Raw genomic sequence first — 17340 nt, 5'->3', positions numbered from 1 at the left:
AAATATGTAGAAATCCCCTTTTTTGTGTATATCACCTATTCACTAAGAAGATTGTTTGGTTAGTGTGTCTTTTTGCCTTTGCTCCACAAGGCGATCTAAAGAAACATATACAATACCTGCAACTACACATCCTACAGCTAAAATTGTAAATAGAAAGTGACCAAGTAATCGATCTAATAAAAAACCTCCCAAAAGTGGACCAAATGCGCTTCCTGTAATCCACTGCAAACTTGCAGCTCCCATATAAGTCCCTCTCAAATGCTCAGGGGCCAAATTTGCTACAAATGTCATCTGTACAGGCGACATAATCATCTCACCTAACGTATATATAGCATAAACGAACAGTAGTGTTATTAAAATAATTGTAGCATTTGTATTAAATTCTCCAAACCACTTCGGTAACCACCCTATAAAAAATAATCCAATCCCGAATAAACATGCACCATATAACATCGTCTTCCCGACTGGTTTGTCCGTAGCCCATTTTGAAATTTGAAACTGGAATAAAACAACTAATAGTCCGTTTAACGCCATTAAATATGGATATGGATTATTCGTTCCAAAAATACGCTTCATTTCATTATCAAAATGTAGTGGCAGCATGCCTTCCGTTTGAGAAAACCCCATCGAAATGATAATACCTGCTAATAAGTAAATCATTAATGCCTTATCTCGCATTAAAATTTTCCAAACTGCCCCAGATTCCTTTTCTTTATGTTCTTCCTTATCTATCCTCTTTGGCATAGTCTCTTGAATAAGAAGTAATACAAGTAACGCATAAAATAGCATTGTAGAAGAGGCAATAATAAACACAAGGTTCTTTGACAACACAACTACTGATGCTCCCATTATCGGACCAATCGCAGCACCTATATTGTGTCCCATTCGTAATAAACCATATGCCTCTGTTCTTTTTTCTGGTGCCGTTACATCCGCGACCATAGCTGATGCAGCTGGATGAAATAAAGAATTACTCAACCCTAAAAAAATAGATAAAATTGCATACGGAATAAATCCTTCTATAAATAGAAAACCGAGCATTAATAATGCATTACTTGCCATAGAAAATATCATAATAGGCTTTCTTCCATATATGTCAGCAATTCTCCCTCCTATAAGTGATCCAAAGCTTGCAGCAATTGGAGAAAGCGCCATAATAACCCCAACTTCCAACAACGAATCTACCTTATCTTTTAAATATAATGCAAAAAAAGGCATTAACATCATCATTGCAATTCCATTTAACGTCTCTCCAATAAATCGAATCCATACGTTACGGTCCATCTCCCTTAACTCACGCCACGTATTTTTCATCATTCCACCCCTTTAGTTAGCCAACAATTATCTTATAACAAGTTCAGAAAAATGTAAATTTTCAAATAAAAAAATCCATTCTAACAGAATTAGAATGGATTTTTTCGCTTATAAATTTGCAACATCTTCTTCTTTTTTACTATTATTTAAAGCACTATGTTTTCGGCTATATAAGAAGTAAACCGCTATACCAATAACCATCCATATCCCAAAACTAATCCACGCTGTCCCTGATAATTGAAGCATTAAGTATAAACAGAAAATCACTGTTAATGCTGGTAAAAATGGTACAAGCGGAGCCTTAAATGCCCTTGGTAAGTCTGGATGAGTTCTTCTCATTACGATTACCGCAACAGCTACAAGTGCAAATGCTGACAATGTCCCCATATTTACAAGATGTGCTAAAACATTTAAATCTATTAATCCTGAAATCAGTGCCGCAATAATCCCCGTTGTCCATGTATTTAAAAATGGCGTTTTAAATTTCGGATGAACTTTAGCAAGACGCTTCGGCAGTAAACCATCTCGGCTCATCGCATAAGAAACACGAACTTGCCCATACATCATAACTAGCATTACTGTTGTAATTCCTGTAATTGCTCCTACTGAAATTACCCCCGCTAAACCATCTTGTCCAATAAATTGAAGTGCAAAAGCAACTGGATCTGATATATTTAGCTGGCCGTATGGAACAATCCCTGTCAAAATAAGCGAAACAACGATATAAAGAACTGTACAAATTAATAACGATGCAATAATACCAATTGGTAAATCACGTTGCGGACGTTTCACTTCTTCTGCCGCTGTTGAAACTGCATCAAATCCTATAAATGCGAAGAATACTGTAGCCGCTCCAGCCATTACACCATCTAAACCAAATGGCATAAAGGGCGTCCAGTTTTCAGGTTTCACATAATTAAAACCAGCAAAGATAAAAATAAGAACAACTGCTATTTTAATAAATACCATAATGTTATTTACTCGTGCACTTTCACGAACACCCCTAGATAAAAGAACTGTCATCACTAAAATAATTAGAACTGCAGGTAGATCAATTATTCCACCCTTTCCTGTACCAGGAGCCGAGGAGAGAATAGTCGGAATGTGAATTCCAAACCCCTTTAATAAAGATTGAAAATATGCAGACCAACCGTTTGCTACAGCAGATGTAGCAAGTAAATATTCAAGCATTAAGTCCCAGCCAATTAAAAATGCGAACACTTCCCCCATCGTCGCGTATGTATACGTATACACACTGCCCGAGACAGGAACTGAAGAAGCAAATTCAGCATAACAAAATGCAGCAAAGGCACAAGCTAACGCGGCAATCGCAAATGATAATATAATAGCTGGCCCAGAATGTTTCGCTGCCACAACACCCGTTAGAACAAAAATACCAGTTCCAACAATTGCTCCGATTCCAAGCATAGTTAAATCTAGCGCACCCAATGTTCTTGCTAACGTTTTTTGCTTACTTTCATGCATTAACTTTGCAATTGGCTTCTTTTGAAAAATTTGCTTCATCTTTCACTCCTCCAAGTTTTAAATTTTCTGAAAATTTTTAATTCGCTTTTTTATTTTACTCATTACGCTTTTCCTAGTCAATACTTTTGTCGAAACAAGTAGAAATTCTTCTGAATATGCACGATCCTTATTATTCTTTCTATATATCTTTCCATTATTTTTTTGGTATTATTATACATGTCGATTCCGTGAAAAAGGCATGCCCCCTTATTGAGAGCATGCCTTTTTTACTTATTTCACAGTATATGAACCTTGTTCAATCCAGCTATACATATACTTTTCATCTTCTGTTTCATGTGCTTGTTTTACAATACGAAGCGGACGGAATGTGTCTATCATAACAGCTAATTCAAGCGTCTCTTTCTTCCCTATACTTGCCTCTGTTTTCCCCGGATGCGGCCCATGGGGAATCCCGCTCGGATGAAGTGTAATAGAACCTTCTTCCACACCTTTGCGACTCATAAAGTTTCCTTCTACATAGTAAAGAACTTCATCACTATTAACATTACTATGATAATATGGTGCTGGAATTGACTCTGGATGATAATCGTATAAACGTGGTACGAAAGAGCAAATAACAAAATTATGTCCTTCAAATGTTTGATGTACTGGCGGTGGCTGATGAATGCGCCCTGTAATTGGTTCAAAATCCTCTACATTAAATACCCACGGATATAAATAGCCATCCCATCCAACAACATCTAACGGGTGGTGTCCTAAAACATGTTTATGCATATAGCCTCTTGATTTTGTCATTACGACAAACTCGCCTTTTTCATCATATGTCTCTAATTTTTCTGGACCACGAATATCTCTTTCACAAAACGGACTATGCTCTAACAATTGTCCGTATTCATTTCGATAACGACGCGGTGTTGTAATTTGGCTATTTGCCTCTACAACAAGAAACTTAGTCTCTCCTTCATCTGGAATAACACGATAAATCGTTCCAATTGGAATCGTTACATAGTCGCCTTTTCTATAGTGAATCGTTCCAAACATCGTTTCAATTTTCCCTGTTCCATAATGAACAAATAACATTTCATCGCCATCACCATTACGATAGAAATAATCCATTTTTTCTGTTGGACTCACTACTCCAATTAACAAATCTTCATTTCCAAGTATGAAATTCCGTCCACTTATTGCATCACCACTTTTTTTACTTTCTTTCGTTCGAAAGTGGCGATGAGAAAGAGCAACATCCTCTTCATACTGCAACTGACAAGAATGCGATAATGCAGAATGACCTACTTCTGTTGGCATATAATGATGATACAAAATAGACTGCGTACCAGAAAAACCTTTTGTTCCCATTACCTGTTCACGATAAAGCGACCCATCTTTTTTACGAAATTGTACATGTCGTTTATGAGGTAGTTCTCCCATGTGACGATAAAACATGCCCATCACCCGCTTCCTTTTCTTTTTTGATCGTATTACGTAGTGTACCTAAACCAGTAATCGACAGTTCTACAACATCTCCATCTTGTAGCCACTCTTCTGTACCCAGTTCTAAAATACATCCTGTTCCTACTGTCCCAGAACCAATCACATCTCCTGGATATAACGTAACGTCCTCTGAAGCACGTTCAATCATTTCAGCAAATGTATAGTAAATATCTTGGAAGTTTCCTTTTGATAATAGTTTTCCATTTACATGAGCAGTCATTTCTAAATTATATCGATCACCATTACGATAAACGTCTAATTCCTCTTTCGTAACGAGATGTGCTCCTAATGAAGTTGCAAAGTCTTTTCCTTTCGCTGGACCGAGACCTACTTTCATTTCTGTTGCTTGTAAGTCTCTCGCACTCCAGTCGTTCATAATACAATAACCAAAAATATATTCCTCTGCTTGCTCTCGAGAAATATTTCGCCCTTCTCTTCCTATTACGCAAGCAATCTCCAACTCATAATCAAGCTGTTTAGACTTTTTCGGACCAATTACAAAATCACCGGAACCAATTACAGCACGATGATTAGTAAAATAAAAAACCGGAATATCATACCATTCAGGCACAACATCTAATCCTCTTCGTCCACGAGCTGTTTTTACATGTTGTTCAAATGCGTAAAAATCTCGAATACTACTCGGATTAGGAAGAGCAGCTGTCAATTGTACTTCTTCTAAAGCATATATACCCTTATTTGGATTCTTAATATTCCGCACTACTTCTACATACTCATCCGCTTTCTCTAAAAAATCCATCATAGAAGAAGGGATTTTCCCTTCACTAGCAAGATTCATATCTATTACTTTGTCACCTTCAAGCCATCCAGCCCGTAGTTCTTTTGAAGGAAGACGAAATGTAACAAATTTCATCCTGATTCCTCCTTATAAAAATGAAATTTCCACCAGCAAAGGGACTTTTGCTGGTGGATACAAATCTTATAAGTTTCCGCGACGCTCTTGTTCTCTTTCAATTGATTCGAATAACGCTTTAAAGTTTCCTTCACCAAATCCACGAGAACCTTTACGTTGAATGATTTCAATAAATAAAGTCGGACGATCTACAATTGGTTTCGTAAAGATTTGTAGTAAGTAACCTTCATCATCACGATCTACTAAGATCTTTAATTCTTTTAACTTATCAATTTCTTCATCGATTTTTCCAACTCGTGCAGTTAGCTCATCGTAATAAGTATCAGGTGTATCTAAAAACTCCACCCCATTTGCACGAAGCGCTTCAACTGTTTTAACAATATCACTTGTTAATAAAGCAAGATGTTGTACACCAGCTCCATTATAGAATTCTAGATACTCTTGAATTTGTGACTTTCTCTTTCCGTCTGCTGGTTCGTTAATAGGAAACTTAATACGACTTCCATTCGTCATAACTTTTGACATTAACGCCGAATACTCTGTACTAATATCGTCATCATCAAAATGAATCATTTGTTTAAAGCCCATAACATTCTCGTAATAACTAACCCACTCTTCCATTTTTTCAACATTACCAACTACATGATCAACAGCAATTAAACCAGACTCCTCAAATGGAATATTAAATTCTACCTTTTGGAATCCTGGCATAAATGCCCCTTTATAATTTTTACGCTCTACAAGCGTATGAATTGTATCACCATACGTACCAATAACTGCTTTTTTCAATGTACCGTCCTCATCTGTTAATTCCTGCGGTGGAGCAATTGCGACGGCACCACGTTTCACTGCTTCTGAGTATGCTTTATCAACATCATCAACAAGTAGTGCCACATCCTTCACGCCATCACCATGAGTCTTTACAAACTCTGCAATACGATTTTCACTACTTAAAGCCCCAGACACAACGAAACGCATATTTTTTTGCACAAGAACATAAGATACCTTTTCACGGTTTCCAGTTTCTAATCCAGAGTAAGCTACAATTTTGAATCCGAACGCTCTCGCAAGATAATAACTCGATTGCTTTGCATTCCCTACGTAAAATTCCAAATGATCTACATCACGTACTGGAAAAAAGTCCTCCATTTGTGCAGCTAGCGTATCCATAGATTTTTGTTTCATAATATCTTCATCCCCCTGTAAATAGATTAAATGGTCCATACTTAAAACCAACCGAAAACGCTTCCAACATTAATTAATAGAAATTAGTTAGCAAGCTAACAAATTCTGACCTTTAAAATTTTCTATCTTTTCTGTCAAATTCCTCTTTTTTTCTTACATATAAAATTCGACTTTTTTCTCTTTGAAATAAAGCGGGATTTTATTCAGTGGATTTTTGATTATTCGTTGAATCAAGTTTCAACCGCAGCGTTTAATTAGCCATGAATGCTGGATAATGAGGTAACTTTAATACTTGAGGGTATATAAGCAGAATATAAAAAAGACTCCAACATATTAACTACTTACTAATACGTTAGAGTCTTTATTTTTTTTGAATGATTGTATTTATATATCTCATACTAATACATTTGCAAGGAATAGAATAAATGATGTTAATATTACCGCTCCACCTAAGGATCCTAATAAATCTGTTTTTGTTACTTGAAACACTTGTTCACTGTTCATATCCCTCATTCTCCTTCCTTTTTTGTTTAATTTAAAACTTCTATTATACTAATACACTTGATAAAAATACGATTAATGCTGTTAATACTACCGCTCCACTTGCTGATCCTACGAAGTCACCTTTTGTTACTTGTAATACTTGCTCTTTCATATCTTTCATTCTCCTCTCTTTTTCTTTTGTTACAAAGCTTCTATTATACTAATACGCTTGATAGAAATACGATTAACGCTGTTAATACTACTGCTCCACTTGCTGATCCTACGAAGTCACCTTTTGTTACTTGTAATACTTGCTCTTTCATATCTTTCATTCTCCTCTCTTTTTCTTTTATTACAAAACTTCTATTATACTAATACGCTTGATAAAAATACAATTAACGCTGTTAATACTACCGCTCCACTTGCTGATCCTACGAAGTCACCTTTTGTTACTTGTAATACTTGCTCTTTCATATCTTTCATTCTCCTCTCTTTTTCTTTTATTACAAAACTTCTATTATACTAATACGCTTGATAAAAATACGATTAATGCTGTTAATACTACTGCTCCACTTGCTGATCCTACGAAGTCACCTTTTGTTACTTGTAATACTTGCTCTTTCATATCATTTATCCTCCCTTTTTATAAGTTATCTATATGTAATTTCTAAGAAATGTTTATTTCATAGTTTTTATGTTAACGTTACATTAAATTCGATAACGTAACGTTTGTAACATTAATGTAACATAACTATTATTACGTTGCAATATAATTACGTAAAATTTATTACACTTTTTTTACGTTTTTTTATAATAACCCTCAAAAACCTTTATTTAATGCATTTTTCACTAAGTTCACGTTTGTAACATTCGTGTAACATTACAGTCATAAAGTGAAATGTAGTCATATTCCTCTCTATTTTTGTTACAAATTGTTTATTTAGTGCCACTAAACCTATCTAATCTTTACTTACTTTTAATATGAGATAAAATACCGTCTTTCCAAGATAAGTTTATATGTTTCCTCTATATAACTATGTATAATAAAAACAAAGAGGTGGTCATTTTGAAATTAATCGCATTAGATATGGATGGTACACTACTATCATCTAATCTTGAAATCTCCAAAGAAAACCTACAAGCAATCCAAACTGCACAAGAAGCCGGTCATATTGTAATGATCTGTTCTGGTCGTGCGAAAGAGGATGCTTTAAAGCTATTGGAAGAATATAAATTATCTCTTCCAGTCGGAGCAAGCAATGGGGCTATTGTTTATGTGGATGGAAAAGTAATTAACTCGCGTTGTATACAAAACGACAAAGTGTACAAACTTGCAAAATTACTAGAATCTGAAGGTTTCCCATATAAGCTATATACAAATAAAGGAGTTTATTCTCCATATACATGGCAAGATCAAGTGATGCAAGCATTCGAAGAAAATAAGCATGCGCTTGATGTTACATTAGAGGAACTTGAACGAATTACAGAAAAGCAAAAGAAATCGAACCTAATTACTGATTTCAAAAAAATAGAAGATGTTGTAAATAACCAAGAACTAGAAATATCTAAATTCTTCATTTTAACGTTTAATGCAGCGCATCGCGCACAGCTATTAAGTATATTACAAGAGGATGCTGATATTATGGTTACAGCATCGGCTCCTACTAACTTAGAAATTATGGATAAGAATGGACATAAAGGAAACGGGATACAGCAGATGGCAGCTCATTTTAATATCCCTATTGAAGATACAGTTGCTATTGGTGATAATTTTAATGATGTACCGATGTTAGAAGTAGCGGGCTTATCTGTTGCAATGGGCAACGCTGAAGAAGATGTAAAAAAGCTATGTGATGTTGTAACACTAACAAACAATGAACATGGTGTTGCTCACGCAATCGAGCAATTTGTATTGAAACAAACTTCATCTAGTAAATAAAAAAAGGACTCTTTCAATTTGAAAGAGTCCTTTTTTATACGTGATGACAAGCAACAAAATGCTCTACACCAACATTACGGAATTCTGGTACTGTTTTTTTACAAACATCCGTTGCAAATGGGCAACGTGTATGAAAACGACAGCCCGAAGGTGGATTTGCTGGACTTGGAATATCCCCTTCTAGTATAATTCGTTCTCGCTTCACTGTTGGATCTGGTATTGGAACAGCTGATAACAATGCTTTCGTATAAGGATGTAGCGGATTGGTAAATAACTCATCACGCGGTGCTGTCTCCACAATCGTACCTAAATACATAATTCCGATTTTCGTACATAAATGTTCTACTACACTTAAATCATGCGAAATGAATAAATAAGATAATCCCTTTTTCTCCTGTAACTCACTAAATAAATTAATAATTTGTGCTTGGATAGATACATCTAGTGCCGCTACAGGTTCATCAGCTACAATGAATTCTGGATTTAATACCATAGCTCTTGCGATTACGATACGCTGACGTTGTCCACCAGAAAACTCATGGGGATACCGGTCAATATGATAAGGAGCTAATCCACATAACTCCAATACTTCAATTACCTTTTCACGCACATTTTCTTTCGTTGCTAATCCGTGGGCCAACATTGGCTCTCCAAGCGCTTCTCCAATTCTCATTCTCGGATTTAATGAGCTAAATGGATCTTGGAAAACGAGCTGCATATTAGGGCGATGTTTTCTTAATTCATCCTTGGATAAAGAATGAACATCTTTTCCTTTAAACTTCACTTCTCCCTCCGTTTTTTGAACGAGGCGTAAAATTGTTTTTCCTATTGTTGTTTTCCCGCTCCCTGATTCACCAACGAGACCAAACACTTCACCTTTATTAATAGTAAAACTTACTCCATCAACTGCTTTTACATGCCCAATTGTTCTACTAAATATGCCGCCTTTAATTGGAAAATATGCCTTTAGGTTTTTCACCTCTAATAATGGTTCACTCATTGTTCCGCACGCTCCTCATATAACCAACAAGCTACTTTATGATTTTCATCATTTACATTTAGATTTGGGGCTTCTTTTTCACATATTTCCATACAATGCTCACAACGCCCACTAAAGTAACAAAACTCACCTAAACCAACTAAATTCGGAACTTGCCCTGGAATAGAATATAGTTTATCTATTCGTTTTCCCATTACTGGTTTTGATTTCAATAATCCTTTCGTATAAGGATGTTTTGGATTTTGGAATATCTCTAGTACTGGGGCTTCTTCAATAACTTTCCCGCCATACATAACGACAACATAATCAGCCATTTCTGCTACAACGCCTAAATCATGTGTAATTAATAAAATGGATGTTTTAAATTCCTCTTTTACTTGTCTTAATAAATCTAATATTTGAGCTTGAATCGTAACATCAAGAGCCGTTGTCGGTTCATCGGCAATTAATAACTTAGGATTACAACTAAGCGCAACAGCAATCATAATACGTTGTAACATCCCACCGCTCAGTTCATGCGGATAAGAATGGACGATTTCATCAGCGCGGGCTATGCCAACTTTACGAATTAACTCAATTGCCTTCTTATATGCTTCATTTTTACTAAGTAATTCATGCTCCCTTAACGTCTCTACAATTTGTTCCCCTACAGTAAAGACTGGATTTAGCGATGTCATCGGTTCTTGGAAAATCATCGCAATATCATTCCCTCGTAAACTACGAAGCTCTTTCTCTTTCATTCCTAAAAGACTTTTTCCTTCATATAAAATATCTCCGCCTACTACACTACCTGATTCAGCAATAAGTCCCATAATGGATAAAGCTGTTACACTTTTCCCGCAACCTGATTCACCTACAACACAAACAGTTTCACCTTCTCGAACAGAAAAACTAACATGATTCACAGCTTTTACTGTCCCTTCTTCTGTCTGAAAGTGTGTTTGTAAATCTTTCAGCTCTACTACCGATTTACTCATATTCCTTCACCTACCGTCTCATCTTTGGATCTAACGCATCACGAAGTGCATCACCAAGTAAATTAATGGATACAACTGTTATAAAAATTGCGAAACCAGGCGGGATCCATAACCATGGACGCTTTTGAAAATCAATTAATGAGTTCGCTGCGCTAATCATATTCCCCCATGACGGTGTAGGTGGAACTACGCCGAGACCTAAGTAACTTAGTGCGGACTCACTTAAAATAGATCCAGCTACGCCCAAAGTTGCTACAACAATAAGCAGCGGAAAGACATTAGGAATTAAATGATGAATAATTTTTCGAGAATCCTTTAATCCTAATACATCTGCTGCTTGCATAAAGGCTTGCTCCCGCAATGTTAAAATTTGTCCTCTCACAAGACGAGCAAGTCCTGGCCATCCTACTAAACTCAAAATAATCATTACAACATATAAACGGTATTCTGATGGTAATTTCCATTCTGATAAAATTGCTCCCATTATAATAAGTAGCGGTAATCCCGGAATGGACATTAACACATCCGCAACACGCATAATTAAATGATCCACAACCCCTCGATAAAAACCAGCAATTGCTCCTAATAAAGCTCCTAGTATAACGGATAGTAGCATCGACGCTAAACCAATTGTTAATGAAATACGCCCTGCTTGCATAAGTCTAGTTAAAATATCCCGTCCCAACTGGTCTGTTCCAAGCCAATGTGACAGGCTGGGCGGTTTATTAATGTGTGTTACTTGTACTTTCCCATCTGCATACGGTGAAAAGATTGGACCGATAAAACTAAATAAAAACATAAATATTAAAATGTATAAACCACACAGTGCCATCTTATTTTTCTTGATTTTTTTATATGCTTGGCGCCATGGTGATGATTCATTTCTCTTTTTCCGTTCTTTCTTTTTCTCTATTATTGGTGTAATAGTCTCCATATCTTTCCCCCCTTACTTCAATCGAATTCTTGGATCAACAAACGCATATACAATATCAGCTAAGAAATTAGCCATAATTGTTAAACAAGAAAGAAACATTGTAAAAGCCATTAATACCGTATAATCACGGAAGTTTAATGCTTCTAATTGAATACTCCCAATCCCTGGCCAATTAAAAATCTGTTCAATAATAATAGCTCCTGAAAATAAACCCGGTAATTCAAAAGCGAGTAATGTAATTGCTGGCAAAATTGCATTTTTCAATGCATGTTTATAAATAACGGTTCTTTCTTTTAAACCTTTTGCACGAGCGGTACGAATATAATCTTGTCTAATAACATCCAACATGCCGGTTCTAAAATATCGTGTTAACGATCCTACACCAAGAAGCGTTAAAATAAATACAGGTAGAATCATGTGACGTAATACTTCTAATATGTATGCTATCCCTGTTGAGTTACTCCCAATATCAATCATGCCACCAATAGGTAATAACTTTAAATCAACTGCTAATAATTTAATTAAAAATAGTCCGATAAAGAATGATGGAAATGACATTGCTGCAAAGACACCGATTGTTACCAATCTATCAAACCAAGAGTGCTGCTTTGTTGCAGAAATAACCCCAATAATAAGAGCAATAATCCACGTGAAAAATAAAGCTGCAACAGCAACAATAAATGTATTCCAAATGAATTTATTAAGTAATGAAGTTACCGGTTCTTGATACTGTAAAGAAAACCCAAAATCACCATGCAAAGCATTCACTAACCAATGAAAATACCTTTCAATAATTGGTTTGTTTAAGCCGTATAATTCCCTTAATTCTTGGGCTCTCTCTGGTGTTAACTTTGGATTTGAATCAATATAATCTCCCGGCAAAAGTGCAAATAAGAAAAAAATAATAATAGATGTACCAAACAATGTAGGGATCATTTGAAGGAACCTACGAATGATATATGTTTTCACCTTTTGTCTCCCCAATCCTATTTACTTAAAAATAGAAGAACATTTTTTCAAAACAGCTACCATTCCATTGCTGTGTGAAAAAACGTCTTCTATTATTTAGGTCAATCCTTATTGTTCAATAGATAACACTGGTAAGTTGGAACTGATGCCATCGTACTTTTCTGGATCAATTCCTTTTATACGTGCATTATGAGCATAAAGTAGTTTACGATAGTTTAATAAAATAACTGGTGGATCATCACTTAACTCTTTATACAGTTCTTTATAAATCGCTTTACGTTTTTCAATATCTGTCGTCCCTATACCTTTTCCAATCAATTCATCCACTTTTGGGTTATTATAACCCGTATCACTTTTTGGATTAGTTGATAAGTAATCACTTACAACTTCACTTGGATCACTAATTCCCGGTGTTGAAACTGCCGCTAAATCATAGTCACCTTTTCCTACTTTTGAAAGCATCGTATTAAAGTCCATCAACTCTGGATTTAATTCAACACCAATTTCTTTGTAACTTTCTTTTGCAATAGGAATAAAGATATCATTTGTTTTACTTGTATTTGATGCGTAGTATGTTAATTTTAATTTTTGACCATCTTTTTCACGAACTCCGTCAGAACCTACTTTCCAACCAGCCTCATCCAATAATTTTTTAGCCTTTTCTACGTCGTGTGGGTATTTATTAATACCTTCTTCTGTATATGCCCATGAAACTGGAGCAATTGGTACGTTAGCAACAGAGCCATATCCTTGTAAAGCTGTATCCACATACTTCTTACGGTCTAATCCATAAGTAAGTGCTTGGCGTACCTTTTTATCTTTCAAATACGACTTCTTATTATTTACATAGATATAAGCAATATCACTTGATGATTCAAGATTAATGTTTGCAAACTCTAATCCTTTTAATTGGTCTATATTTTCAGGGTTCGCTCTAAATCCACTATAGTCCAGTTCACCTGTTTGGAATAATTGGAATCCAGTATCACCTGATGTGATTTTATAAATAAAGTTTTTAATTTTTGGTTTACCTGCATAATAATGTTCGTTAGCAACAAAGCGTACTTCTTGACCTGGAACATATTTTTCAAATTTATATGGACCCGCTGCAATTGGTTGCCCATATAATGCTTTTAAATAGTCCAAACTCGTATTTTGTTTATAATCTTTTCCATAATAAGCTTTTGATAGCACTGGGCCACCTAAATTAGTTAGCGCCTGTGAATTAACTTTTTCAGTTGTAATTTTAATTGTCTGTGGATCAACAACTTGAATCCCTTCAATAGAAGTTGCTTTTCCTTCTTTATATTCTTTCCCGCCTTTAACAGCATACTGAGCAATATCCAATCCACCTTCATACGCTTTATCATGAAGTAGTGTTAATGTAAATGCTACGTCATCCGCTGTTAGAGGCGACCCATCACTAAATTTTAAATTTTTACGTAAATGGAATGTATATGTTAACTGGTCAGCAGAAATATCCCATTTTTCCGCAAGATCCGGAATAGGTTTACTTTGTTTGTCTGTTGTTACTAATGAAGCAAAAATAACCGACGTTACATTTCCATCCCAACCATTATCTTGGAAATACGGAAGGAAAACTCCCCCTGGCTTAGAAATGGCTGTAATGAAAGTATCTTTTCGTTGATTTGCTTTCTCTGGACTTTTCTTTTTATCTGTAGCTGGAATTGATTCAATCTTAGAGTCTTTTAAATCCTGCTTTTTTACTGGTTCTGTAGAAGCCGTATCCTCCTGTCCCCCACAAGCAGATAACACAAGCGAACTACTCAGTAATACTGAAAATACACCAGCCCATTTTTTTGTCTTTTTCTTCATTGTCCCCACCCTAACTGTTTAATAGTTATACCCTTTGAACTTATTAGCTTATGTATGCCTCCCACAGCATATTTATAGCCAATCGGAAAAGTCGGTTTTAATCAGAAAAAAATAGATGTTTTTGAGGGGTAACAATCTTATTCCGACCTTTCCGGTAGACTTTATGGTTATTAGCTTATATCGTTCATTATGTTTTGTCAATTCTTTCTAAATAAATATTTTGAGAATTTTTCAAAAATTATTACTCTACATTTATACTTTAAGAAAACTCAGCTATAATTCGTATTAAAACTTAAAAATCTACTTCTATTCCTTCAGCATGAAACATAGAATACTAATAACCAATTACCAAAAAGGGGGCGAAAATATGGACAACCTATTCCAATACGTCCTGCACTACGTATTATTAACAATTATGATAGTCGGAGCGCTATTACTATTCCCGTTCTTCCCAAAGTTCGTCCTCTTTTTAGCTTTTTTTATCATGCTCGGGATTGCTATTATAATTTCAACGAGAGAAGATGCCACGCAAAAAGAGAGCAGAGTTCAGCGCATAAAGCTGTAACTTTGCTCTCTTTTTGTTTTCATTCACTAGTCTCTGTTACACATATTTATCCCGCTATTTGCCGTGCAGTAAGACCCCCACCTCAAAATTCAGCGAAAGCAAAAGAAGTTAGGTCAGGGTCGGGGTGCCCGTAAAAGCCCTCACTTTATCTCTCGGGAAATAATTAGCCTTTGTTTTTGTAATTACTCCTATCGAAAAGCCACTAATGACATTTATTTTTCACCTTATCATTTTCATATGTTTCACAAACTATGCAAATTGAGGAAAATGGATTTATCTAAGTTACTGTTTCACGTGAAACACATCGCTTCATTTAACCTTTAAAGCAAAATATCATTATGAAAAAAGCCGCTTCCTCCAGCAAAACTGAAAGGAAGTGGCTTTCTACTCATTACTCCACCATATTCTCTAATTCATTATATAAATCTGCTCGTAACAACTCTTTCTTCGTTTTTTCCTCATATAATTTTTCAAGTTTTTCAACATCAGCTACATATTCCATTTCACTTTCTAATGCATATATATCTTCTTCTATATGCATTAACTCGTTTTCAATCTCCGCAAAACTTCTAGAATCTTTCTTTTTTATAGAGATTGCTTCAACACTTTTTCTTCCATGGTGCTTATGCTTTATTACTTCCTCCTCAAGCTTTTCTTCCCACTTTTGACGAGCCCATGCATAGTTTCCTGCAAACTCAAATAATTTGCATCTATCAATCCAGTACGTCTTTTCAAATAACTTATTTAAAAAATATCGATCGTGTGAAACAGCTAAAATCGTCCCGTTATATTGTTCAAGGGCTTCCTCTAAAACTTCCCTTGATTCAATATCAAGATGGTTTGTCGGCTCATCTAAAATTAGAAAATTGATGTCTTGATACATAAGTTGCGCAAGTCTTAATCTCATTTTTTCTCCACCACTAAGTTGCGTTACTTTCTTAAATACTGCTGGACCATAAAACAAAAACTTAGCTAATATATGTCTTGCTTCTCCCTCTGTTACAGCCACATTCTCTCTGAATGCTTCCAATACATTACTCTTCATATTTTCATATGCATGTTGTGATAAATAACCAATTTTGACACTACTACCAATTCGAATTTCACCAACGTCTGGATTTATTTCTTCTAATAGTAGTTTTAATAATGTAGTCTTCCCTGTACCATTACGACCAACGATAGCAGCACGCTCTTGAAAACGAACATGTAAATTCGCTTGTTCAAATAAAGATCGGCCAGCAAAACCTTTACTCACTTCTTTCATTACAACAACATCTTTTCCGCTTCTCTCTTGCCCTTCAAACTGAAGACCCATCTGTTTTCTTTCTAAAATTGGCCTCTTTAATTTCTCTATACGCTCTAACGCACGTTCCATATTCCTCGCTCTTTTATGCAATCCTTCATTCGGAGGATTCGCTTGATTTGCCCATTCACGTAGGCGCTTAATTGCTTCTTTCATTTTCTTTATTTTCTTTTGCTGCTCTTGATAAGCTTGAAACTCTTGAAGTAACCTTTCTTCCTTCTCCTCAACGAACTGAGAATAATTCGTATGGTACACGTGAATCTCTCCATCTTCCAAATCCAAAATTTTCGTTACAACTTCATCAAGGAAATAGCGATCGTGTGAAATAACCATAACTGTTCCATTATATTCTTTTAAAAATTTCTCTAACCATTCAACTGCAAACAAATCTAAATGATTTGTTGGTTCATCTAATAGAAGTAAATCTGGTTTCTGCAATAGCATATATGCAAGGCTTATTTTCGTCTGTTCTCCTCCACTTAATTCCGTAAATACTCTTGGAAATAAGTTTGTGACTTGTAAGCCATTTGCTACCTTCATTATATTTGCCTCTATTTCATAACCACCGAGAAATGCAAATTTTTCTTGAATTACTCCGTACCTCTCCATTAGCTTTTGCAAAGGAGATTGTTCCTGCTCCTCCGCCATATTTTTTTCTAGAGCATGCATTTCTTTTTCTAATTCCTTTTCTACTTTAAAAGCGGAACTCAATACATCATATACAGTCATGGCCTCATCAAACTTCGGAATTTGTGCGACATGACCAATACGTGTACCTTTCTTCATATGAATGGCTCCTGCATCCAAACTCTCTATTCCCGTTAGAAGCCCAAAGATTGTTGTCTTCCCACTACCGTTACGACCAACTAACCCAACACGTTCACCATTCTTTATTTCAAGCGATATATTTTCAAATATGATGTTTCCACCAAAAGATTTCGTTACATTATTTACACTACAAATAGTCATTTTCCGTACTCCTTTC

Annotated in this window: 18 protein-coding genes; 2 read left to right on the top strand and 16 right to left on the bottom strand. The window is 35.5% G+C overall.

The window, feature by feature from the left end; translation table 11 throughout:
- Nucleotides 1-42: 42 nt before the first annotated feature.
- The 10 genes from BHV55_RS01315 to BHV55_RS01270 form a co-directional block, all read right to left on the bottom strand.
- A complete protein-coding gene (locus tag BHV55_RS01315; protein WP_000799714.1) occupies nt 43-1314 on the bottom strand; it encodes an MDR family MFS transporter in 1272 nt (423 codons plus the stop codon).
- Nucleotides 1315-1422: 108 nt separating this feature from the next.
- The gene (gene bcaP, locus BHV55_RS01310) at nt 1423-2838 is read right to left on the bottom strand and encodes a branched-chain amino acid transporter BcaP (RefSeq protein WP_000809349.1); all 1416 of its coding nucleotides are present in this window, start codon (nt 2836-2838) and stop codon (nt 1423-1425) included.
- 231 nt (nt 2839-3069) lie between these two features.
- A complete protein-coding gene (locus tag BHV55_RS01305) occupies nt 3070-4242 on the bottom strand; it encodes a homogentisate 1,2-dioxygenase (RefSeq protein WP_033690194.1) in 1173 nt (390 codons plus the stop codon).
- Nucleotides 4208-5164, bottom strand: coding sequence for a fumarylacetoacetate hydrolase family protein (locus tag BHV55_RS01300; protein WP_000674008.1), 957 nt, complete (start codon nt 5162-5164; stop codon nt 4208-4210). The genes BHV55_RS01305 and BHV55_RS01300 overlap by 35 nt, the downstream gene beginning before the upstream one ends.
- 66 nt (nt 5165-5230) lie before the next feature.
- Entirely contained in the window at nt 5231-6349 is a 1119-nt protein-coding gene (hppD, locus tag BHV55_RS01295) for a 4-hydroxyphenylpyruvate dioxygenase (RefSeq protein ID WP_000810922.1), read from the bottom strand.
- Between the two features lie 393 nt (nt 6350-6742).
- On the bottom strand, nt 6743-6853 hold the full coding sequence (locus tag BHV55_RS01290) for a DUF3948 family protein (protein WP_001083690.1): 111 nt from the start codon (nt 6851-6853) through the stop codon (nt 6743-6745).
- Between the two features lie 43 nt (nt 6854-6896).
- Nucleotides 6897-7013, bottom strand: coding sequence for a DUF3948 family protein (locus tag BHV55_RS01285; RefSeq protein WP_000654250.1), 117 nt, complete (start codon nt 7011-7013; stop codon nt 6897-6899).
- 34 nt (nt 7014-7047) lie between these two features.
- Nucleotides 7048-7164 carry a DUF3948 family protein gene (locus tag BHV55_RS01280; protein ID WP_000654250.1) on the bottom strand — a complete coding sequence of 39 codons (117 nt, stop codon included), beginning with the start codon at nt 7162-7164 and terminating at the stop codon, nt 7048-7050.
- 34 nt (nt 7165-7198) lie between these two features.
- Nucleotides 7199-7315: a DUF3948 family protein gene (locus BHV55_RS01275; RefSeq protein WP_000654250.1), complete on the bottom strand. Its 117-nt coding sequence runs from the start codon at nt 7313-7315 to the stop codon at nt 7199-7201.
- A gap of 34 nt (nt 7316-7349) precedes the next feature.
- Entirely contained in the window at nt 7350-7457 is a 108-nt protein-coding gene (locus BHV55_RS01270) for a DUF3948 family protein (RefSeq protein ID WP_000664237.1), read from the bottom strand.
- A 441-nt stretch (nt 7458-7898) separates the two neighbouring features.
- Between BHV55_RS01270 and BHV55_RS01265 the strand changes: the two genes are divergently transcribed.
- On the top strand, nt 7899-8771 hold the full coding sequence (locus tag BHV55_RS01265) for a Cof-type HAD-IIB family hydrolase (RefSeq protein WP_000766421.1): 873 nt from the start codon (nt 7899-7901) through the stop codon (nt 8769-8771).
- 34 nt (nt 8772-8805) lie between these two features.
- Here BHV55_RS01265 and BHV55_RS01260 read toward each other — a convergent pair whose 3' ends face one another.
- The 5 genes from BHV55_RS01260 to BHV55_RS01240 form a co-directional block, all read right to left on the bottom strand.
- Nucleotides 8806-9771 (bottom strand): ABC transporter ATP-binding protein, encoded by a 966-nt coding sequence (locus BHV55_RS01260; RefSeq protein ID WP_070757058.1) that lies wholly within the window; start codon nt 9769-9771, stop codon nt 8806-8808.
- The gene (locus tag BHV55_RS01255) at nt 9768-10748 is read right to left on the bottom strand and encodes an ABC transporter ATP-binding protein (protein WP_000047277.1); all 981 of its coding nucleotides are present in this window, start codon (nt 10746-10748) and stop codon (nt 9768-9770) included. The genes BHV55_RS01260 and BHV55_RS01255 overlap by 4 nt, the downstream gene beginning before the upstream one ends.
- 10 nt (nt 10749-10758) lie before the next feature.
- Nucleotides 10759-11682: an oligopeptide ABC transporter permease gene (gene opp4C, locus BHV55_RS01250; protein WP_000447955.1), complete on the bottom strand. Its 924-nt coding sequence runs from the start codon at nt 11680-11682 to the stop codon at nt 10759-10761.
- A 12-nt stretch (nt 11683-11694) separates the two neighbouring features.
- Nucleotides 11695-12651, bottom strand: a complete 957-nt coding sequence (locus BHV55_RS01245) for an ABC transporter permease (protein ID WP_000860691.1) — start codon at nt 12649-12651, stop codon at nt 11695-11697.
- A gap of 108 nt (nt 12652-12759) precedes the next feature.
- Nucleotides 12760-14487: an ABC transporter substrate-binding protein gene (locus tag BHV55_RS01240; protein WP_070757057.1), complete on the bottom strand. Its 1728-nt coding sequence runs from the start codon at nt 14485-14487 to the stop codon at nt 12760-12762.
- A 367-nt stretch (nt 14488-14854) separates the two neighbouring features.
- On the opposite strand from BHV55_RS01240, the gene BHV55_RS01235 reads away from it, so the two are divergent.
- A complete protein-coding gene (locus BHV55_RS01235) occupies nt 14855-15052 on the top strand; it encodes a hypothetical protein (protein WP_000369253.1) in 198 nt (65 codons plus the stop codon).
- Nucleotides 15053-15443: 391 nt separating this feature from the next.
- Here BHV55_RS01235 and abc-f read toward each other — a convergent pair whose 3' ends face one another.
- The gene (abc-f, locus tag BHV55_RS01230; protein WP_070757056.1) at nt 15444-17324 is read right to left on the bottom strand and encodes a ribosomal protection-like ABC-F family protein; all 1881 of its coding nucleotides are present in this window, start codon (nt 17322-17324) and stop codon (nt 15444-15446) included.
- Between the last annotated feature and the right edge of the window lie 16 nt (nt 17325-17340).

Origin of the sequence: Bacillus sp. RZ2MS9, assembly GCF_001816185.2 — a bacterium.
Taxonomy (GTDB): Bacteria; Bacillota; Bacilli; order Bacillales; family Bacillaceae_G; genus Bacillus_A; species Bacillus_A cereus.
The sequence above is the reverse complement of the archived record's forward strand: the minus strand, read 5'-3'. Positions and strand labels throughout refer to the sequence as shown.